This window comes from Streptomyces sp. NPDC016469, assembly GCF_040632905.1.
Lineage (GTDB): Bacteria > Actinomycetota > Actinomycetes > Streptomycetales > Streptomycetaceae > Streptomyces.
This window is the reverse complement of the sequence record NZ_JBEYCQ010000013.1, coordinates 153,592-173,009: the sequence shown is the minus strand read 5'-3', so window position 1 is coordinate 173,009 and position 19,418 is coordinate 153,592. Positions and strand designations below refer to the sequence as shown.

At 71.9% G+C, this 19,418-nt stretch carries 16 protein-coding genes; 9 read left to right on the top strand and 7 right to left on the bottom strand.

Annotation, left to right across the window (positions count from 1 at the left end; translation table 11 throughout):
• Positions 1-22: 22 nt before the first annotated feature.
• The 4 genes from ABZ565_RS17495 to ABZ565_RS17480 all read left to right on the top strand — a co-directional run bounded on the left by ABZ565_RS17495 (position 23) and on the right by ABZ565_RS17480 (position 5,405).
• A complete protein-coding gene (locus ABZ565_RS17495) occupies positions 23-1,012 on the top strand; it encodes a polysaccharide deacetylase family protein (protein WP_361026909.1) in 990 nt (329 codons plus the stop codon).
• Positions 1,013-1,198: 186 nt separating this feature from the next.
• Positions 1,199-1,996, top strand: a complete 798-nt coding sequence (locus ABZ565_RS17490) for a triphosphoribosyl-dephospho-CoA synthase (protein WP_361026906.1) — start codon at positions 1,199-1,201, stop codon at positions 1,994-1,996.
• 112 nt (positions 1,997-2,108) lie between these two features.
• Positions 2,109-3,824 (top strand): PP2C family protein-serine/threonine phosphatase, encoded by a 1,716-nt coding sequence (locus tag ABZ565_RS17485; RefSeq protein WP_361026903.1) that lies wholly within the window; start codon positions 2,109-2,111, stop codon positions 3,822-3,824.
• Between the two features lie 75 nt (positions 3,825-3,899).
• The gene (locus ABZ565_RS17480) at positions 3,900-5,405 is read left to right on the top strand and encodes a DUF4246 domain-containing protein (RefSeq protein ID WP_361026900.1); all 1,506 of its coding nucleotides are present in this window, start codon (positions 3,900-3,902) and stop codon (positions 5,403-5,405) included.
• A 64-nt stretch (positions 5,406-5,469) separates the two neighbouring features.
• Here ABZ565_RS17480 and ABZ565_RS17475 read toward each other — a convergent pair whose 3' ends face one another.
• Positions 5,470-6,303, bottom strand: a complete 834-nt coding sequence (locus ABZ565_RS17475; protein ID WP_361026897.1) for a PIG-L family deacetylase — start codon at positions 6,301-6,303, stop codon at positions 5,470-5,472.
• Positions 6,304-6,933: 630 nt separating this feature from the next.
• Between ABZ565_RS17475 and ABZ565_RS17470 the strand changes: the two genes are divergently transcribed.
• Positions 6,934-7,797, top strand: coding sequence for an alpha/beta hydrolase (locus ABZ565_RS17470; protein WP_361026894.1), 864 nt, complete (start codon positions 6,934-6,936; stop codon positions 7,795-7,797).
• A 30-nt stretch (positions 7,798-7,827) separates the two neighbouring features.
• Positions 7,828-9,063 (top strand): DUF6357 family protein, encoded by a 1,236-nt coding sequence (locus tag ABZ565_RS17465; RefSeq protein ID WP_361026891.1) that lies wholly within the window; start codon positions 7,828-7,830, stop codon positions 9,061-9,063.
• A gap of 13 nt (positions 9,064-9,076) precedes the next feature.
• Here the strand turns inward: ABZ565_RS17465 and ABZ565_RS17460 are convergent, their stop codons facing one another.
• The 4 genes from ABZ565_RS17460 to ABZ565_RS17445 form a co-directional block, all read right to left on the bottom strand.
• Positions 9,077-9,481, bottom strand: coding sequence for an FKBP-type peptidyl-prolyl cis-trans isomerase (locus tag ABZ565_RS17460; protein ID WP_361027002.1), 405 nt, complete (start codon positions 9,479-9,481; stop codon positions 9,077-9,079).
• Positions 9,482-9,507: 26 nt separating this feature from the next.
• Positions 9,508-10,149, bottom strand: coding sequence for a PAS domain-containing protein (locus ABZ565_RS17455; protein WP_361026888.1), 642 nt, complete (start codon positions 10,147-10,149; stop codon positions 9,508-9,510).
• Positions 10,146-11,330, bottom strand: a complete 1,185-nt coding sequence (locus tag ABZ565_RS17450) for a pyridoxal-phosphate dependent enzyme (RefSeq protein WP_361026885.1) — start codon at positions 11,328-11,330, stop codon at positions 10,146-10,148. Before ABZ565_RS17450 ends, ABZ565_RS17455 begins: the two co-directional genes overlap by 4 nt.
• 112 nt (positions 11,331-11,442) lie before the next feature.
• Positions 11,443-11,868 (bottom strand): YjbQ family protein, encoded by a 426-nt coding sequence (locus tag ABZ565_RS17445; RefSeq protein WP_361026882.1) that lies wholly within the window; start codon positions 11,866-11,868, stop codon positions 11,443-11,445.
• A 103-nt stretch (positions 11,869-11,971) separates the two neighbouring features.
• Here ABZ565_RS17445 and ABZ565_RS17440 point away from each other — a divergent pair, with 103 nt between their 5' ends.
• Entirely contained in the window at positions 11,972-13,060 is a 1,089-nt protein-coding gene (locus ABZ565_RS17440; RefSeq protein WP_361026999.1) for an NAD(P)-binding domain-containing protein, read from the top strand.
• A 25-nt stretch (positions 13,061-13,085) separates the two neighbouring features.
• Here ABZ565_RS17440 and mltG read toward each other — a convergent pair whose 3' ends face one another.
• On the bottom strand, positions 13,086-13,946 hold the full coding sequence (mltG, locus tag ABZ565_RS17435; RefSeq protein ID WP_361026879.1) for an endolytic transglycosylase MltG: 861 nt from the start codon (positions 13,944-13,946) through the stop codon (positions 13,086-13,088).
• 64 nt (positions 13,947-14,010) lie between these two features.
• Entirely contained in the window at positions 14,011-15,816 is a 1,806-nt protein-coding gene (locus tag ABZ565_RS17430) for an ABC transporter ATP-binding protein (protein ID WP_361026876.1), read from the bottom strand.
• Positions 15,817-15,972: 156 nt separating this feature from the next.
• On the opposite strand from ABZ565_RS17430, the gene ABZ565_RS17425 reads away from it, so the two are divergent.
• Both ABZ565_RS17425 and ABZ565_RS17420 read left to right on the top strand, forming a co-directional pair.
• Entirely contained in the window at positions 15,973-16,416 is a 444-nt protein-coding gene (locus ABZ565_RS17425; RefSeq protein WP_361026873.1) for a MarR family transcriptional regulator, read from the top strand.
• Positions 16,417-16,475: 59 nt separating this feature from the next.
• Positions 16,476-19,409: an FAD-binding and (Fe-S)-binding domain-containing protein gene (locus ABZ565_RS17420; protein WP_361026870.1), complete on the top strand. Its 2,934-nt coding sequence runs from the start codon at positions 16,476-16,478 to the stop codon at positions 19,407-19,409.
• Positions 19,410-19,418: the final 9 nt, after the last annotated feature.

Here is a 19,418-nt window from a genome sequence, read left to right as displayed (position 1 = left end):
CCCTCATCTGGAGGACCCCCTCATGCGTCTCCGATTCCACCGCCGCCCGGCCGCCCTGGCGGCGGGGCTCGTGCTCGCCGCGGCGAGTTCCCTGGGACTGACCGCCACGGCCGCCGCCCCGGCCCAGGCCGCCACCTGCAACGGCTACGTGGGCCTGACGTTCGACGACGGCCCGTCCAACGACCACACCCCCGCCCTGCTCAACGCCCTCAAGCAGAACGGCCTGCGGGCCACCATGTTCAACGAGGGCCAGTTCGCCGCCTCGTACCCGGCGCAGGTCAAGGCCCAGGTCGACGCGGGTATGTGGGTCGGCAACCACAGCTACACCCACCCCCACCTCACCCAGCAGAGCCAGGCCCAGATCGACTCGGAGGTCTCCCGGACCCAGCAGGCCATCGCCAACGCCGGCGGCGGCACACCGAAGCTGTTCCGGCCGCCGTACGGGGAGACCAACGCCACCCTCAAGGCCGTCGAGGCCAAGTACGGGCTCACGGAGGTGATCTGGGACGTCGATTCGCAGGACTGGAACGGGGCGAGCACCGACGCGATCGTCCAGGCCGTGTCACGCCTCTCCAGCGGCCAGGTCATCCTGATGCACGAGTGGCCCGCCAACACCCTGGCCGCCATCCCGCGCATCGCCCAGTCGCTCGCCTCCCGGGGTCTGTGCTCCGGCATGATCTCGCCGCAGACCGGGCGCGCCGTCGCGCCCGACGGCGGCAACGGCGGCGGAGACGGCGGCAACACCGGCGGCTGCACGGCCACCCTGTCCGCCGGCCAGAGCTGGGGCGACCGCTACAACCTCAACGTCGCCGTCACGGGTTCGTCCAACTGGACGGTGACCCTGCGCCTCCCCTCCCCGGAACGGGTCCTCACCACCTGGAACGTCAGCGCCTCCTACCCCGGCGCCCAGGTGCTGACCGCGAAGCCCAACGGCAGCGGCAACAACTGGGGGCTGACGATCCAGACCAACGGCACCTGGACCTGGCCGACCGTCTCCTGCGCCACGGGCTGACGCCGGCCCGCCACTGGGCGGTACGCGGGACCGGCGGGGGGGGAAGCACTGACGAGGACTGGCGACTTATGTGGCTTTTATGGCCCTTCGTCCCGGTTTTCCCACCCGAGAGGTGCGGGCATCACCCTGTGAGCCCGGCCCCGTGCCGGACCCGTCCGCCCGCACCGCCCAGTGGAAGCGAAACGCATGCCCTCTCAGCACCTGCCCCGGACCGACGCAGACGGCCTCGCGGACCTCGCCGTCGCGGCCTTCACCCGCGAGGTGTTCCTCACCCCCAAGCCGGGGCTGCCGGACTGCCGCACCGCGCAGACCCCGGCGAACTCGGTGTTCTCCTCGCTCGTCGACGTCGGGGTGCGGCTCCACGGCCCGCTGCGCGAGGCCGCCGCCGCCGGAGCGGACACCGGCCGGCTCGCCGCCGCCTGCCGGGCGGCCCAGGAGGAGGTGCCCCACACCGCGTCCCTGCACGGGTCCGATGTGGCGGCCCGCGCGCTGTGCCTGCTCACGGCCGCGTGGGCGCAGGGCGCCGAGGGCCCCCGGGACGCCTGCGCGCAGGCCCTCGTCCTCGACGAACGGGCGGAACCGTCCGGCGACTTCCGGGACGACTACCGGCTGCTGTCGGGCCGCGCCAAGTGGCACAGCCTCACCACCACCGAGGCAGCGCTCTCCGCCGTCCGCGCGGCCCGGGCGCGGGGCGTGGCCGAGGAGACCGCGCAGCTCGACGCGCTCCTGACGCTGATGGCGGCCACGGACGACGAGCGGGTGATACGCGACAAGGGACCGCTCGCGCTGCGCATGGTCAAGGAGGACGCCGCCGCGGTCCTGGCCGCCGGGGGCGCCGGGATGCCCGAGGGGCGCCGGCGCCTGGCCGAGCTGGACGAGCAGCTGACCCGGTACGGCATCTGCCCGGCGACCAGCGGCGCGCTGCTCACCGTGGTGCTCTTCCTGGACTCCGTGGACAGCCGGCCGCTCGCCGTCGCCGCCTGAGCCGAGCCGGTGGCCGGGCAGCCGCCACCCGGCGTACACCGAGTGGCGCCCCCGCTCCCCCGCCCCGATGCTGTTCCGGCGCCGCCCGTACACCCGCAACGAGAGGCCCGACATGCCCGTGGACGAACCCGCTCCTGCGGGCAGCACACGCGCACGTCTGGAACTCCAGGCGGTCCGGGCACTGTTGGACGCGCAGCGCCGGCGCGTCACCCGGTACGCCGAGCGTTACGGGGCCCCCGCCCCCGACGAGGGGCCCCCGCCCCCGCACACCGTCGCCGCTCCCCCGCCCTCGGGTCAGGACGTGCTCGACGCCCTCCCGGTGGCGGCCCTGCTGCTGACCCCGGAGCTCGGCGAGGACGGCGAGATCCGGGACGTCGTCCTCCTCGCCCGCAACGCCACGGCCCGCGCCTACGCGGCCTCCCGGTTCCCCGGCGAGGCCCTGCCTCCGTGGACCGGGCCGGTCTCGCTCTTCGAACGCGTCCCCTCCCTGGCCGCAACGGCGATCCCGCGCATGCTGGCCGACGCGCACCGCCGGGGCGCACCGCAGCTGAGCGACACGGTGGAGTGGCTGGTGAACACGCGCACCGGGCCGGTGCGGATCAGCGCGGAGGTCCGGATCGCACCCTGCGGCGACCACTTCCTGCTCACCTGGGAGCCGGGCGGCCGGCTCACCATGGCCGCCGCGGCCCAGCAGCTGGTGCGCACGTGCTGGGCGGAGTGGAATCTCGCCGACGACGGCATCCAGCCCTCCCGGGGGTTCCGCCAGGTGCTCGGCCTGGCGGATGACGTCCCGGTGCCCAGCCTGGCCGATCTGGCCGCCGCCACCACACCGGACTGCCTGCCCACGCTGTACCAGGCGTTGTACGACGTGCTCCTGCGTAAGCGCGTCACCCAGTGCGAGCTGCGCTTCCGTGGCAGCGCGCGCGTCTTCCGCATGGTCGCCGAGCCCGTCCGCATCGCGCCCGGCGGGCTGGTGTGGGCCCTGCGGGCCGTCCTGATCGACGTCACCACGGACCGGCGCAGGCGGGAGGCGGCACGGCGGGCCGAGCACGACGCGCGCCGCGAGCACGAGCGCGCCGAGGCCGTCGCGGAGGTCGCCGGTGTCCTGCGTGACGCGGTGCTGCCCCACTTCCAGGACGAGCTGGACGGCTACGGTCTGGAGGCGGCGGCCGTCTACCGCCCCGACGCGCGCGGGGCCGGGGTCGGCGGTGACTGGTACAAGGCCCGCGGGCTGCCCGACGGGCGTCTGCTGCTCGCGCTGGGCGACGCCCGGGGCCACGGCCTGGAGGCGGTCACCCTGATGGCCAAACTCCGTTACGCGCTCGCGGGGCTCGCGTACACCTCGGAGCCCGTGGAGCGGCTGACGCAGTGGCTCAACGAGGTGGCCTGCGCGGACGACAGGGAGTCCACCGCCACCGCGATCATCGCCCGCTACCACCCCGAGCGCACCCTGCTCCGCTGGACCTGCGCCGGGCATCCGCGCCCGGTGCTGCTGCGTGACGGCCGCGCCGGTCAGCTGCCGGCGCCCGCCGGGGGGCCGGGGCTCACCCTGGGCGTGCTGCCGGGCACGTCCTACAGCGCCACCGAGACCACGCTGGAGACCGGCGACATCGTCCTGATGTACTCGGACGGGCTGACCGAACGCCGTCCCGCCGACCCCGAGGAGGACACGCTCCGCTTCCTCGACGCGGCCGAGCGCTGCTTCCGGGAGGCCGCGCCGGGCCCCGGCCACGCCGGGCTCCAGGACTACGTCGAACGGCTCGTGGCCCGCCTGGACGGTCCCCACTGCACCGACGACGCGACGCTCCTGGCCCTGCGCCGGCCCTGACCCGTGTCCGGGGTCGTGTCAGCGGGCTCCCGTAGTCTTCCGGCCACCACTCACCGCCTGGAAGGACCAAGAGAGTTGACTGGCCTGTCCGCCTTTCCGCTGCCGTTCCACACCTCCCGCTCCCATACGTCCGCGGCGCCCCGGACCCTGCGCGAGCTGGAGATGATCGCGTGCAGTGCGCACCTTCGGGCGAAGCCGGGATGGTTCGAGAAGATGCACGACACCGCCATAGCCGCCAAGTGGACCCGGGAGGCGATCGACCAGGGCCTCACCGAGGCGCAGGTGCGCTACGTGCTGGCCGAACTCGCGTACTACGCGCGGCTGCGGGACGCCCGTACCGGCATAGAGGTGTCCGCCGTCGACGGTGTCTGGCAGTCGGACACGCTGATCGACGAGGAGCTGCGGTCGCGGCTGCGTGAAGCGGTCCGGGTGCTGGAGGACGTCCCCGAGGCGGCGAAGGACTGGCATCCGGGGTCGGACGGCCAGGTGCTGGACCTGGTGCATCCCTCGCTGTTCTGCCTGGTACGGGACGTGAGCGGCGGTCCGGAGCGGGCCTGGGAGAACCCGACGAACCGCTACTCGAAGTACGAGTTCTCGGACCGGTTCCAGTGGCTGCCCACGGACGTCGACGTCAGCGCGGACGGCGAGGCCGTCTTCCGTTCGTACGTGAACAACGTCCACCCCGAGGACCATCGGGAGCTCGCCGCCGTCCTGCCGGAGCTGTTCACCCGGATGCTCCCGCTGTGGGAGAACGTGCTCACCGATCTGCGCGGCACGCGGCCCCTGCGGATCGAGGCCGACCCGTACGGCTGGTACGGCCCGGAGCCGGAGTACCCGGACGAGGACGACTTCAGCGACAAGGAAGCGTACGAGCGAGCGGTCGAGGCGCACGAGGAAGCCCAGGACGACTGGTACGAGAACCGTCGCCCGGCCGTCCCGGACGCCCCGGAGTACACCCCGCCCGAGCCGTGCGACGACTCCCCGGTCAGTCTGCGAGGACGCCGGCTCCAGGTCATCACCAAGCTGGCGACGATCGGTCTGACGCCGGAGAAGCCCGAGTACGCCGGGGGCTCCTGGCACGTCGAGGGCATGCTGAACGAGCGGATCGTCTCGACCGGCATCTACTACTGGGACAGCGAGAACATCACGGAGAGCCGGCTGGGCTTCCGGACCGCGGTCGACGATCCGGACTACGAGCAGAGCGACTACACCGGCGTGCGTGAGGTGTACGGCCTGGAGAACGAGGGCGCGCTGAACCAGGTACTGGGCTCCGCCTCGACCCCGGCCGGCCGCTGTCTGGCGTTCCCCAACATCCTTCAGCACCGCGTGGGTTCGTTCCGCCTCGCGGACCCGAGCCGTGCCGGGCACCGCAAGATCCTGGCGTTCTTCCTGGTGGACCCGTCGGAGACAATCGTCTCGACCGCCGACGTGCCTCCGCAGCAGCCCTGGGCCGAGACGTCGACCATGACGCTCGAAGAGGCCAAGACGTACCGCGAAGAGCTCATGCGGGAGCGCAAGTTCTTCGTGGACGAGCACAACGAGCAGCTCTTCGAGCGGGAGTTCTCCCTCTGCGAGCACTGAGTACGCCTTCCGGATCACACCCGGCCGGGTGTGATCCGGAAGGACGCGGCCCAAGGGCCAGGCGTCAGCGCAGCCCGGCGAAGAGGTCGTTCTCGGGGAGAGGGGCGTCGGTGGTGTCCTTGACCCGCGCGAAGGTCTCCATGCCCATCAGCTCGCCGAACCGCTCCTTGCCCATCTTGAGGAAGAAGATGTTCTCGCCCTGGCTGGCGTGAGCGGCCAGGGAGTCGAACTTCTGACCGCTGAACGCGGTGGTGTCGACCCAGGTGGTGATCTCGTCGTCGGGCAGGCCGATCTCCGCCATCGCGGCGGCCTCCTCGGGGTCGGGCTCCGGCAGGTCCTCGCCGAACTCGCGCATCATCTCCCCGAAGCGCTGCATCATCGAGCGCGGTGCCGTCGTCCAGTAGACCTTCGGCGTCAGCTCGGTCATCTCCAGGGCGGCCATCGTGATGCGGTTGGCCTGGATGTGGTCGGGGTGGCCGTAGAAGCCGTTCTCGTCATAGGTGACGACCACATCGGGGCGGTAGTGGCGCATCAGCTCGGCGAGCCGCGCGGCGCCCTCCTCCACTGGCGTGCTCCAGAAGGAGCCGGGCGCGTCGTTGGCCGGCCAGCCCATCATCCCGGAGTCGGCGTAGTCGAGCGTCTCCAGGTCGCTGATCTTCAGCACCTCGCAACTGGCCTCCAGCTCCCGGCGCCGCATCACGGCGACGGCCGCCGGGTCGTGCCCGGGATCGCCCGGCTTCACGCCTCCCGGTCCGTCACCGCAACCGCCGTCGGTACAGGTCACCAGCACCGTGCGAATGCCTTCCGCCGCATACCGGGCGAGCACGCCCCCGGTCCCGGTGGCCTCGTCGTCGGGGTGGGCGTGCACTGCCATGAGGGTCAGCGGCCGGTCAGTCATCACACATTCCTCCAGCGGAAACAAGCATGCGGTACGGAGGCGCGGCGGACCCACCGCGCTCCCCGTCGGTGCAACCGCCCCGACCGGACCCGGTGTTCCCGGTGCCGCCGATCCGTCCGACCGAAATGGTCCGGCACGCGCACAGGCAGACGCCGGCGCGGCGCTCGATCCACTCGGCCGCGATGCCCAGACCGCCGCCCGGCTCCCCGTTGCGGACGACGCATTCGGGCCGGACACCGGCGACGGCGGCGACACGGGATCCGGCCACGGCGGGAAGCTTTTTGGGCCACCGGGCCCCGAATACGACGGATTTCCGCACGGAGTCGTCAATTCCGTTTATCGAAAACTCCACCTTGGCCTGATTTCGCCCCGGCTCGCATTCCGTCACACGGGCAGAGAATTCCCCCGCGCATCCACCCCTCTCGCGGGACCCGGGGCCCCGGTCGGATGTCTCACCAGCGGGGGTACAGTGCAAGAGACGTGAAGAGGGAATACCGATTGCGCCTATTACGCCTGCCCGAATCCCTTGCGGCGACGAATTCCTCCGGGAGTTGGAGAACGCATGCACGGGGAGAGGGCCGGGAATCGACCGCACGAGCCACCGGGTTCCCGACTCCGAGGAGAGGTGACATGGCTGAGGTAGACCTTTCGGCCGGCACGGTCGAGTATCTGGACACCGGCGGTGAGGGGTCGGTCGTGGTCCTGCTGCACGGCGTCGCGATGGACGGTTCCCTGTGGCGGAATGTGGTGGAGCCTCTGCGATCCGATTTCCGCTGTGTGGTGCCGACGCTGCCGCTGGGGGGCCATCGCCGGCCGATGCGCCCGGACGCCGACCTGTCGATCGTGGGCGTGGCCCGACTGGTCGCCGAGTTCCTCGACCGGCTCGACCTGCGCGACGTCACGCTGGTGATGAGCGACTGGGGCGGTGCGCAGGCCCTGGTCTCCGAGGGCAGGGACGAGCGGATCGGGCGGCTCGTCATCACGTCGTGCGAGGCGTTCGACAACTTCCCGCCGGGCGTGCCGGGCAGCAACCTGTTCACCTCGGCGAAGCTGCCGGGCGGCATCAACCTCGCCTTCAAGCTGCTGAAGCTGAAGCCGATGCGCCGACTGCCCGTGACCTGGGGCTGGATGAGCAAGCGGCCGGTCCCGCACGAGGTGATGAACGCCTGGTTCACCCCGCTGTGGACCTCCAAGGAGATCCGCCGGGACCTGCGCAAGTACGTGCTGGGAGTCCCACCGAAGAGCGAACTGCTCGGCTGGGCGGAGAAGTTGCGGGACTTCGACCGGCCCGCCCTCGTGGTGTGGGCGGCGGAGGACAAGGTAATGCCCCCGGAGCACGGGCGCAGGCTCGCCGAGCTCCTGCCCAAGGGCCGGCTCGTGGAGATCGAGGACAGCTACACCCTGATCCCCGAGGACCAGCCGGCCCAGCTCAGCGCCCACATCCGGTCCTTCCTGCTGGACGGCGGACCGGACGTCGGCTCCACCTCCTCCTAGGAGCCCGGCCGGGTGGGGAAGACTGCGCTCATGAGCGAGGTCGTTTTCACGCGCGGGAGCGGCTGGATCCCGAGCGTCGTCCGCGAGGACGGCGTGCTGAAGCTGATGCTCGGGGCCGGGGCGGATGCCCATCACGAGCCCCGGACCTTCACGTTCCCGATCGGGGAACGGCACCTCTCGGTGATCCGGGAGGACCTGGGCCGGCATCTGCTGCTGTGGAGTGCGGTTCTTCCGCGGTGCGACGCCGCCGGGACACGGGGCCGGCTCGACGAGGACGCCGCCGTCGCGCTCCTGGACCCGGTCCTTCTCTCCGCGCCCGCCGACGTCGACGCGCACTTCCGGCGCATCCCCTGGGACAAGGGCCGGCTCGTCGCGCATGGGGCCGGCGTCGAGTCGCTCGAACGGGGGCAGGTCTGTGCGGCGATGCGTACGGCGACGGAGGCGTCCGACGTGACACGGACCCAGGAGTACCAGGCGCAACGCCGTCGCGCCGAGCGCGGCATCGTACTCGGGCCACTCGACGCGGCGGTTCTCAAGTACACGGGTCAGTACGTGCACGGCGCGACGATTCCGAAACGGTTGCCCGACGCCGTCGACGCCGCGCTGCTGCCCGAGGTCATACGGGTGATCGCCACCGCCGAGCACGCGTGCGGCGGCCTCCGGATCGGCCGCGATCCGCGGCGGGGCAAGCGCGGCACGGACAAGCGGGACTGGGAACGGATGGCGACGGCGGTCGAGTCGGCCGTACGGCGGGCACACCCGGGACTCGCCGATGAGGCGGTGAGCACAGTGGGCTTCCTGATGTGCTCCGAGGCCGCCGGCCGCGCCAGGAGCACGCCCCTGGAAGCCTACGAGGAGGCTGCCGGCGGCCGCACGCGCCTGTCGTTCACCGACGACAAGGGCGCCGAGAAGAAGTGGCGCCCGGGCAGTCCCCGTATCCCCGCCGTGGAGTTCTGGGAGTTCGTCGAAGATCGCGTCGCGTCGGGCAACGAGGTCTTCACCATCGAGGACGAGGAGAGGGGCGAAGGGATCCAGGTCCACTTCTCCGCGGATTCCGTCGCCCGGATCACGACCGTGCGCGAGGGTGCGGGCGGGGCGGATCCGGAGTACCGGGTCGAGTACGGCCTGGTCGACGGGATGAGCGGGTACCGGAGCCTGGTGAGCGCCTTCGTCCGTGGCGGCTGCGCCGCGCTCGACGGGCTGGGCCCGTGGATGTCGGACTATGCCGAGTTCGAGCGTGCGCGCCGGCGGCGGGGCGGCCGGTAGGGAGCGCCGGGGTTCAGGCCGGTCCGGTGGAGCCGCCCGGCCCCACCACCGTGAGCAGGTCCACGACGAAGATCAGGGTCGAGTTCGGCGGGATGAAGGCGGAGGGCGACTGCTTGCCGTAGCCGAGACGCGGGGGAACGATGATCTCGCGTCGGCCGCCGGCCTTCATGCCCCGCACGCCCCGGTCCAGGCCCTTGATGGCCTTGCCGCCGCCCACGGCGAACTTGAACGGCCGGCCCCGTTCCCAGGAGGAGTCGAACTCCCTCCCGGACGCGAACGCGACCCCGACGTAGTGGACCTGGACCACCCTGCCCGGCAGCGCCTCCGGCCCCTCCCCGACCACCAGGTCCCGGGTCGTCAACTCGGTGGGCGCGGCGCCCTCCGGCACCTCGACCTGGGGCTTGGCCGGTTCACTCATCATGGATCCCTTGCTTGTCGGCACGGCTACTTCGTGTAGTTGTAGACGGTCGCCCGCGAGACGCCCAACTGGTCGGCGATGAGCTGGGCGGAGCTGCGGGCCTCGAAGAACCCGTCGCAGTGCAGCCGCCGGACCAGCTCGCGCTTCTGCTCCCGGTTCAGGCCGCGCGGTGTGCTGGCGCGTTCCGCCGCGAACGCGTCGATGGCCGAACGGAGTTCGCGGCCGCCGCGGTCGCGCAGTGTCTCCAGTGCCGCGCCCCGGTGTTCGGCGTCCGTGGCGACGAGGTTGGCCAGGGTCAGGGCCAGTGGCGAGAGCGTACTGACGTCCAGATTCAGGCAGAGGGCCGCGACATAGCGTCCCTCCGCGTTCTTGATGCCGATCGACGTGCTCTTGGCGGGTCGCCCGTCCGGGAACCGGTTGCTGTAGTTCTGGACGGTACCGGGGTAGTCGGGGTCCGCGATGCGGCGCAGGCCGAGTTCGGTGGCGGGGTCGCCGACCTGCCGTCCTGACAGGTTGTTCTCGATCACGCGGATGGCGTGGTCGGGTCGGCGCAGATCGTGGAGGACGACCTCGCACAGCCCGGGAAACATGCGCCCGACGGCGACGGCGATGCGCTCGGCCTCCCGTACCAGGTGCTCGTCGTCCGCATCGCCGGTGGGCCGGGTCATCGAGCGCCGCCCGCGTCCCGGTCGCCGTCACCGTCGCCGGCGAACACCGCGGCCATCTTCTCGGCGGACTTGAGGCCCGCGCCGGTGAGCACGACGACGGTCGTCTCGCCCGGAGCGATCTCACCGGACGCGATGAAGTGGTCGAGGGTCGCCGCCGCGACACTGCTGGTCGGCTCGGCGTACAGGCCGCGCGCGCTCAGGGCACGTACCGCGGCATGGACCTCCGCCTCGGGAACGGCGTACGCGGCGCCGCCGGAGCGCCGGATGGCCGCCACCGCCTCGGGCAGCCGGACCGGGCGGGCGATGGACGCGCCCTCGGCGATCGTCGGCACCCGCTCGCCCCGGTGGCCCGGGGCGACGCCGTTGAACGTGTCGGCGATGGTCGCCCAGTGCTCGGGCTGCCCGACGAAGAGGCGCGGGCGCCTGCCGATCTGTCCGGCGTCGAGGAGTTCGCCGAACGCGAGGTCGCAGCCGATGACGTTGCTGCCGGCGCCGGCCACGAGGACCACGTTGTCGGGCGCCGTGAAGCCCAGGGACTCCCACATTTCGTAGGCGACGGTCTTGGTGCCCTGGATGAACATGGGGTGCCAGTTGTGGCTGGCATAGGGGATCCGCCGCGACTGCCGGATCGCCTCCTCCGAGACCTCGTCGCGGGTGCCTTCCACGAGCTCGATCTCGGCTCCGTACGCCCGGGTCTGGAGGACCTTGGCCGCCGAGGTGGCGGCGGGAACGAGGATCTTGGCGCGGATACCGGCAGCGGCGGCGTACGCGGCCACCGCGGAGCCGCCGTTCCCCGAACTGTCCTCCAGCACACGATCGACGCCGTGCGCCACCAGGTGCGAGATCATCACCGATACGCCCCGGTCCTTGAAACTGGACGTCGGATTGAACCATTCCAGCTTGAAATGGACCCGCCGACCGGCCCAGTCGACCGGGATCATCGGCGTACAGCCTTCCCCCAGGCTCACCCGGCGCCCGGCCGGGACGGGGAGGGCGGCGCGGTAGCGCCAGAGGGACCGCTCGGCGGTATCGATCTGCTCCGGCCGCAGCCCCGGCAGCGCACTGACGGCGAGGGGACCCCCGTCGTCGCCCCGCCAGCGGGGGTCGTCCAGGGGGTAGCGCCTGCCGGACCGGTCGACGAGGACGGGGGCGGCGAAGTCTGAAGGCTGCTGGTCGGTCATGGACGGTCCCGGTCCCCTCACTCGGCGCCCGTTCAGGTTAGACGCATCATCCAGATATGAACAACAGGTCCAAGGCTCGGGCATGTGAGCCTCTGCCCCGGCAGACCCCCGATCACCCCAGAAAGCTCAACCGCACCTGCCGGTCCGCGTTGTCGACATTCGTGTCGACCAGGCACACCGACTGCCACGTGCCCAGTTCCAGCCGGCCCGCGATCACCGGCAGGGTCGCGTGCGGGGGGACCAGGGCCGGGACCACGTGGTCGCGGCCGTGGCCGGGGTGGCCGTGGCGGTGCTGCCAGCGGTCGTCGGCCGGGAGCAGCGTGTGGAGGGCGGAGAGGAGGTCGTCGTCGCTGCCGGCGCCGGTCTCCAGGACCGCGATTCCGGCGGTGGCGTGCGGGACGAAGATGTTGAGCAGGCCGTCGCGGCCGGAGGCCGCGCGGGCGAGGAACTGTTCGCAGTCCGATGTCAGGTCGGTGACGGTCTCCGTCGAGCCCGTCGTGAGGTGCAGGACCGTGGTGGTGAAGGCTGCAGAAGACATGGTTCCCATCCTGCCGCGCCGCTGGGCCGATTCCGCTGAGCGACGGGCGCGCGGGAAGTTCCGTGGGCCGGTCGTAGTTGGTAGAAGCGTGAACGATGTGGCGATGCGGTCGGTGGACGTCGTGGTGATCGGCGCCGGGCAGGCGGGGCTGTCGGCCGCGTACCACTTGCGGCACAGCGGTCTGGAGCCGGACCGCGACTTCGTGGTCGTCGACCATGCGCCGGCCCCGGGCGGCGCGTGGCAGTTCCGGTGGCCCTCGCTGACGTACGGCAAGGTGCACGGCATGCACGCGCTGCCGGGCATGCCGTTGACCGGTGCGGACGAGGCGCGGCCCTCGTCCGAGGTCATCGGCGCCTACTTCGACCGGTACGAGCGCGCCTTCGGGCTGCACGTGCACCGGCCGGTCGACGTCGGCGCCGTGCGCGAGGGCGAAGGCGGCCGGCTGCTGGTCGAGACCTCCGAGGGTACGTACGCGACGCGCGCGCTGATCAACGCGACCGGGACGTGGGACCGGCCCTTCTGGCCGCGCTACCCGGGGCAGGAGACGTTCCGGGGCCGACAACTGCACACGGCCGGCTATCCGGGCCCCGACGACTTCGCCGGGCAGCGGGTGATCGTGGTCGGCGGCGGCGCCTCCGGTACGCAGCATCTGATGGAGATCGCCGAGGTGGCGGCGGAGACGCACTGGGTCACGCGCCGGCCGCCGGTCTTCCGGGAAGAGCCCTTCGGGGCGGACCAGGGGCGGGCCGCGGTCGCCCTGGTGGAGGAGCGGGTGCGGCGCGGGCTGCCGCCGCAGAGCGTGGTGAGCGTGACCGGGCTGCCCGTCAACGACGCCATCCGGCGCGCCCGGGAGTCCGGGGTGCTCGACCGGCTTCCCATGTTCGACCGGATCACGCCCACCGGTGTCGCCTGGGACGACGGCCGCCACATCGAGGCCGACGTCATTCTCTGGGCCACCGGCTTCCGCGCGGCCATCGACCATCTCGCCCCGCTGCGGCTGCGGGAGCGCGGCGGCGGCATCCAGGTCGAGGGCACCCGAGCCGTCCGCGACCCGCGTATCCACCTCGTCGGCTACGGCCCGTCCGCCAGCACGATCGGCGCCAACCGCGCGGGACGCGCCGCCGTGCGGGAGATCGTCGCGCTGCTGCGGGACGCGCCTGCGGGACGTGTAGAGGTGCCCGCCTTCGCCTGAAGGCCGGGCGAGCCCCCCGTACGCCTCATCCCGCTCCCCCACGGTTCCGGTTGAACTCCGCGACGTTCCGCTGCTGCTCGGCGTAGTCGTCCGTGAAGCGGGTGTCGCCAGGGGCCACCGTCACGAAGTACAGCCAGGGGCCCGGGGTGGGGCTGATCGCCGCGGTCATCGCCTGTTCGCCCGGGTTGCCGATCGGGGTGGGCGGGAGGCCCTTGTGGGCGTAGCTGTTGTAGGGGCTGGCGAGTTCGGTGTCGCCCGTGGTGGTGTCCAGGGTGCTGCGGTTCAACGCGTAGTTGAGGGTGGAGTCCATCTGGAGCGGCATCCCCCGGTCGAGGCGGTTGTGGATGACGCGGGCGACCTTGCCCATGTCCGCCGCGGTGTCCGCCTCGGCCTGGACGATGCTGGCGATGGTCACCGTCTGGTAGACGGTCACGTCGTTGCGGCGGGCGCCCGCCGTGATGTGGTCGGCGCCGAAGTGGCGGCCCGCCGTGTCGGTCATGTAGCGCAGCAGGCTCTTCGGGGTGGTCGCGGAGGTGACCGGGTACGTCGCCGGGTAGAGGTAGCCCTCAGGGTTCCCCTTCGCCGCGGCCGGGAGCGGCAGGTCCGACGTCGGCGCCGCCCCTGCGGTCGTGCCGGCGGGTACGCCGAGGGCCTGGTCGACGGCCGCGTAGACCTGGGTCGCCCGACGGCCCTCGGGGATCAGCAGCGTGCGGGCCGCCTCCTGGGTCTTCGGTTCTCGCGTGAGGAGGGGGACGAGCACCGCTGCGGCCACGACGAGGACGAGCAGGGAGCCGATGAACAGCGTCAGGCGGCCGCGCCGGGTGAGGCGCGGGCGGCGGCGGGGCGGGGTGGCCGGGGGCGGGGCATCCGGGGGCTCGTGCGCCATGCGGGCACGCTAACCCGCGCCGGTCCCGGCCCCGGGGACGCCATGCCCGGGGCACGCCTCCCGGTCAGCCCGCCACCGGGGCCATCTCCGTGTCCCGGCGGACCAGTGCCGCGTACCGCCCGTCGAGCCGGAGCAGTTCCTCGTGGGTACCGCGCTCCGCCGTGCGGCCGCCGTCGAGGACGACGATCTGGTCGGCGTCGCGGACGGTGGAGAGCCGGTGGGCGATGGTGATCGTGGTGCGTCCGGCGGAGAGTGCGTCGATGGCCTCCTGGACGGCGAACTCGGTACGGGTGTCGAGTGCGCTCGTCGCCTCGTCCAGGATCAGCACCGGCGGGTCGCGCAGGATCGTCCGCGCGATGGCGAGGCGCTGCTTCTCACCGCCGGAGAAGCGGTAGCCGCGTTCCCCCACGAGGGTGTCGTAGCCGTCGGGGAGCGAGGCGATGTGGTCGTGGATCTGCGCGGCGCGGGCCGCCGCCTCGATCTCCTCGTCGGTGGCGTCCGGCTTCGCGAAGCGCAGATTCTCGGCGACCGAGGCGTGGAAGAGGTACGTCTCCTGCGAGACGACGCCGATCGCCCGGGCGAGGGTGTCGAAGTCGAGGTCGCGCACGTCGACTCCGTCGAGGGTGACCCGGCCGCCGGTCACGTCGTACAGCCGGGGCACCAGGTAGCTGAGGGTGGACTTGCCGGACCCCGTGGGGCCGACGACGGCCAGTCCGGCTCCGGCGGGAACGGTGACATCGACGCCGCTGAGGGTCGGGCCGCTCTTCTCGTCGTAGCTGAAGTCGACGTTCTCGAAGCGGACTTCGCCGCGGATCTTCTCCAGGCGCACCGGGTTCTCCGGCTCCGTGATGTCGACGGTGAGGTCGAGATATTCGAAGATCCGCTGGAAGAGTGCGAGGGACGTCTGCATCTGCACCCCTGTGGAGAGCAGGCTCACGGCGGGGCGGAAGAGGCCCTGCTGGAGGGAGACGAAGGCGACCAGGGTACCGATCGAGACGGCGGGCCCGCCGGACTGCAGGGCTATGCCGGCGGCCCAGTAGATGACGGCCGGCATGGCGGCCATGACGATGCCGATCGTGGACATCCGCCACCGTCCGGCCATGCTGGCACGTACTTCGAGGTCGACCAGCCGCTCGGACTCCTCGGCGAAGCCCTGGGTGAGCGAGTCGGAGCGGCCCATCGTGCGGCCGAGCAGGATGCCGCTGACGGACAGCGACTCGGTGACGGTGGCGGCCATGGCGGCCATCTGCTTCTGGCGCTGGGTGGTGATCTTCTTGCGCTCCCGGCCGACCCGGCGGCTGATCCAGACGAAGACGGGCAGCAGGAGCAGCGAGACGACGGTGAGCCGCCAGTCGAGCGCGAGCATGGCGACGACGGTGGCGATGACCGCGGTGAGGTTGGAGACGAGTGAGGTCGCCGTCGAGGTGACGGTGGCCTGCATGCCCCCGATGTCGTTGGCGATCCGGGACTGGACCTCGCCCGTGCGGGTCCGGGTGAAGAAGGCGAGCGGCATGCGCTGCAGCTGGGTGTAGACGGCGGTGCGCAGGTCGTGCATGACGCGCTGGCCGACGGTGGTGGAGATGAGGGTCTGGAGCACGCCGAAGACGCTGTTCATCACGGCGGTGAGGATCATGCCGAGGGCGAGCAGGGTGAGCAGCCCGGTCCGCCCCTGCGGGAGGGCGGTGTCCAGGATCTCGCGCAGCAGGAACGGCGAGGCGACCGACACCAGCGACGAGGCGCCGACGAGCAGTCCCACCACCGCGAGGCGGCCGCGGTAGGGGCGGAAGAGGCGGAGGATGCGGCGCAGCTCGGCGGGCGGCTGGGCGGCGTCCTTGGGCGGGGGTGTCCACGTGGGTTCGTCGGGTTTCATGAGCTCCTTCGTCGGGCGTGCGACAACAAGGCGGCAACGGTGCGGGGCGGGGCCGCCCGGACGCGGGAATCGCGACCGCGACAGTCGAGCCGAATGAGAGCATAGCTCATTGTTACCCCTACTCACAATGACCGAAGTCCTGATACCGTTCCTGCCATGGACTCCCCCGACCCCGACGGCATGCTCGCCGAACAACTGCTGCGGCTGACGCGCAGGCTCCAGCGCATCCAGGGCCGACAGCTGGAGCCGATCGGCATCACGCCCGCGCAGTTCCGGCTGCTGCGCACCGTCGCTCATTACGACGGACCGCCCCGGATGGCGGATCTCGCGCAGCGCCTCGACGTGGTCCCCCGTGCCGTCACCACGCTGGTCGACGCCCTGGAGGCGAGCGGCAGGGTGCGCCGTGTCCCCGATCCGGACAGTCGTAGGGTGGTCCGGATCGAGATCACGGACGAGGGCATCGCCACGCTCCGCTCGCTGCGCGACGCGCGCCGGGCGGCCGCAGAGGAGATCCTGGCTCCATTGACGGCCGACCAGCGCGAGGTGCTCGGCGACCTGCTGACCGCCCTGGTCAACGGAATGCCGGAGCGCCACTGCTGACCGGTCACGGGACGCGGCGCCGAGCCGTCGGACCGACAAGCCCGCCGAGGAGAACCACCATGCCGCTGCTGGAGCCGGACCCCGACACACTGCGCCCCTCGGCGGTGCGCCCGCCCTCCCACGACCGCGTCCCCGACGCGCGGGCGCAGGGCACGCCGGAGACGCTGCGCACCGACCTCACCGCCCTGCTCGGCGCGGAAAAGGTGCTCTGGAAGGTCTCCGACCTGGTGAAGTACGCCTCGGACGCCAGCCCGTACCGCTTCGTTCCCCAGGTGGTGGTCGTCCCCGAGGACCTGGACGACATCTCGGCGATCCTCTCGTACGCGCACGGCAAGGGCCGCAACGTCGTCTTCCGCGCCGCCGGCACCAGCCTCAACGGCCAGGCCCAGGGCGAGGACATCCTCGTCGACGTCCGGCGGAACTGGGCGGGCGTCGAGGTCCTGGACGACGGCGCCCGCGCCCGTATCCGCCCCGGGACGACGGTCGTACGGGCCAACGCCGCCCTCGCCCGGTACGGCAGGCTGCTGGGCCCCGACCCGGCCAGCGCCATCGCGTGCACGATCGGCGGGGTCGTCGCCAACAACGCCTCGGGCATGACCGCGGGCACCACCCGCAATTCGTACCGGACCGTCTCCTCGCTCACCTTCGTGCTGCCGAGCGGCACCGTCGTGGACACCGGCGATCCGGCGGCCGACGAGGACCTGGCCCGGGCCGAACCCCGCCTGTGCGAAGGGCTGCTGGCGCTGAAGGCGGAGATCGAGGCGGACGCGGCGCTCACGGCCCGTATCCGCGCCAAGTACGAGATCAAGAACACCAACGGCTACCGGCTGGACGCGTTCCTCGACGGCTCGACCCCGGTGGAGATCCTGCGCGGCCTCATGGTCGGCTCCGAGGGGACGTTCGGCTTCATCTCCGAGGTCGTCTTCGACACCCTTCCGCTGGACCGCCGGATCTCCACGGCGCTGCTGTTCTTCCCCTCGCTGACGGCAGCAGCCGCGGCGGTCCCGCTGTTCAACGAGGCGGGGGCCATCGCCGTCGAGCTGATGGACGGCAACACGCTGCGCGCCTCGGTCAGCGTGCAGGGGGTCCCCTCGGACTGGGCGGGGCTGCCGAAGGAGACCGCCGCGCTGCTGGTGGAGTTCCGGGCGCCGGACGAGGCGGGCCAGGAGGCCTGCGAGCGGGCGGCGGCCGATGTGGTGCGGCGGCTGGAGCTGGTCCGGCCCGTCACCTCGGTGACCAACGAGTTCACCCGGGACGTCCGCACCATCTCCGGTTACTGGAAGGCCCGCAAGGCGTTCGTCACCGCGGTCGGCGGCTCCCGCCCCTCGGGTACGACGCTGATCACCGAGGACTTCGCGGTCCCGCCGTCCCGGTTGGCCGACGCCTGCGAGGCGCTGCTCGCGCTCCAGGCCGAACACGGCTTCGACGCCGCCGTCGCCGGTCACGCGGCGCACGGCAACCTGCACTTCCTGCTGGCCTTCGACGCGGCCCGCCCGTCCGACGTCGACCGGTACGCCGCCTTCATGGCGGACTTCTGCCGGCTGACGGTGGAGCGGTTCGACGGATCACTCAAGGCGGAGCACGCGACCGGCCGCAACATCGCCCCCTTCCTCGAACTGGAGTGGGGCCCGCAGGCCACCGAGCTGATGTGGCGTACGAAGCAGGTCATCGACCCCGACGGGGTCCTGGCGCCGCGGATCGTCCTCGACCGCGACCCGAAGGCCCATCTGCGCGGGCTGAAGACCATCCCGAAGGTCGAGGCGATCGCCGACCCCTGCATCGAGTGCGGCTTCTGCGAACCGACCTGCCCCAGCCACGACCTGACGACCTCACCGCGTCAGCGGATCGTGCTGCGCCGCGAGATGATGCGCCAGCCCGACGGTTCGCCCGTCGAGACGGGGCTGGCCGACGCCTACGGCTACGACGCTGTGGACACCTGCGCCGGGGACTCCACCTGCAAACTGGCCTGCCCCGTCGGCATCGACACGGGCGCCATGATGAAGAGCTTCCGCCACCAGCGGCACTCTCCGCGCGAGGAGCGGGTCGCCGCGCTCGCCGCCAAGCACTTCCGTACGGCGGAGACGGCGGCGCGGCTGGCCGTCGCCGCGGCGAGCCGGGTCGACGACCGGCTGCTGCAAGGCGTCACCCGGCTCGCCCGCCGGGCGGTGCACCCCGATCTGGTCCCCGAGTGGCTTCCGGAGATCCCCGGCGCCGCGCCCCGCAAGCTGCCGCGCACCTCCAGGGCAGGGGCGAGCGCCGTCTACTACCCGGCCTGCGTCAATCGCATCTTCGGCAGCCCGGACGGCCATCGCGGCCCGTCGCTGCCGCAGGCGGTGGTGGCCGTGTCGGCCCGGGCGGGAAAGCCCGTCTGGATCCCGGACGACGTCAACGGCACCTGCTGCGCCACCATCTGGCACTCCAAGGGGTACGACTCCGGCAACGCCGTGATGGCCAACCGGATCGTGGAAGCGGCCTGGGGCTGGACGGCCGGCGGGAAGCTGCCGCTGGTGGTCGACGCCTCCTCGTGCACGCTGGGCATCGCCCATGAGGTGGTCCCGTATCTCACCGAGGACAACCGGGCGCTGCACCGGGAGCTGACCGTGGTCGACTCCCTGGTCTGGGCCGCGGACGAGCTGCTGCCGGAGCTGACGGTGGAGCGGAAGTCCCGTTCGGCCGTGCTGCACCCGACCTGTTCCATGGAGCATCTGGACGATGTGGACCGGCTGCGCGCGATCGCCGATGCCTGCGCGGACGAGGCCGTGGTCCCCGACGACGCCGCGTGCTGCGGTTTCGCGGGCGACCGGGGGATGCTGCACAAGGAGCTGACTGCGTCCGCGACCGCCAAGGAGGCCGCCGAGGTGCGGTCCCGGGAGTACGACGCGTACCTCTCGGCCAACCGGATGTGCGAGATCGGCATGGACCGGGCGACGGGCCGCTCGTACCACTCGGCTCTGATGGAGCTGGAGTGGGCGACCCGCCCCGGCCCCGCCTGACGGTGCGGG

What these genes read in the sequence shown, in the direction of transcription:
- ABZ565_RS17495 (WP_361026909.1), top strand. Translation starts at nt 23, where the DNA reads ATGCGTCTCCGATTCCACCGCCGCCCGGCCGCCCTGGCGGCGGGGCTC.
- ABZ565_RS17490 (WP_361026906.1), top strand. Translation starts at nt 1,199, where the DNA reads ATGCCCTCTCAGCACCTGCCCCGGACCGACGCAGACGGCCTCGCGGAC.
- ABZ565_RS17485 (WP_361026903.1), top strand. Translation starts at nt 2,109, where the DNA reads ATGCCCGTGGACGAACCCGCTCCTGCGGGCAGCACACGCGCACGTCTG.
- ABZ565_RS17475 (WP_361026897.1), bottom strand. Translation starts at nt 6,303, where the DNA reads ATGACTGACCGGCCGCTGACCCTCATGGCAGTGCACGCCCACCCCGAC.
- ABZ565_RS17470 (WP_361026894.1), top strand. Translation starts at nt 6,934, where the DNA reads ATGGCTGAGGTAGACCTTTCGGCCGGCACGGTCGAGTATCTGGACACC.
- ABZ565_RS17465 (WP_361026891.1), top strand. Translation starts at nt 7,828, where the DNA reads ATGAGCGAGGTCGTTTTCACGCGCGGGAGCGGCTGGATCCCGAGCGTC.
- ABZ565_RS17460 (WP_361027002.1), bottom strand. Translation starts at nt 9,481, where the DNA reads ATGAGTGAACCGGCCAAGCCCCAGGTCGAGGTGCCGGAGGGCGCCGCG.
- ABZ565_RS17455 (WP_361026888.1), bottom strand. Translation starts at nt 10,149, where the DNA reads ATGACCCGGCCCACCGGCGATGCGGACGACGAGCACCTGGTACGGGAG.
- ABZ565_RS17450 (WP_361026885.1), bottom strand. Translation starts at nt 11,330, where the DNA reads ATGACCGACCAGCAGCCTTCAGACTTCGCCGCCCCCGTCCTCGTCGAC.
- ABZ565_RS17445 (WP_361026882.1), bottom strand. Translation starts at nt 11,868, where the DNA reads ATGTCTTCTGCAGCCTTCACCACCACGGTCCTGCACCTCACGACGGGC.
- ABZ565_RS17440 (WP_361026999.1), top strand. Translation starts at nt 11,972, where the DNA reads ATGCGGTCGGTGGACGTCGTGGTGATCGGCGCCGGGCAGGCGGGGCTG.
- mltG (WP_361026879.1), bottom strand. Translation starts at nt 13,946, where the DNA reads ATGGCGCACGAGCCCCCGGATGCCCCGCCCCCGGCCACCCCGCCCCGC.
- ABZ565_RS17430 (WP_361026876.1), bottom strand. Translation starts at nt 15,816, where the DNA reads ATGAAACCCGACGAACCCACGTGGACACCCCCGCCCAAGGACGCCGCC.
- ABZ565_RS17425 (WP_361026873.1), top strand. Translation starts at nt 15,973, where the DNA reads ATGGACTCCCCCGACCCCGACGGCATGCTCGCCGAACAACTGCTGCGG.
- ABZ565_RS17420 (WP_361026870.1), top strand. Translation starts at nt 16,476, where the DNA reads ATGCCGCTGCTGGAGCCGGACCCCGACACACTGCGCCCCTCGGCGGTG.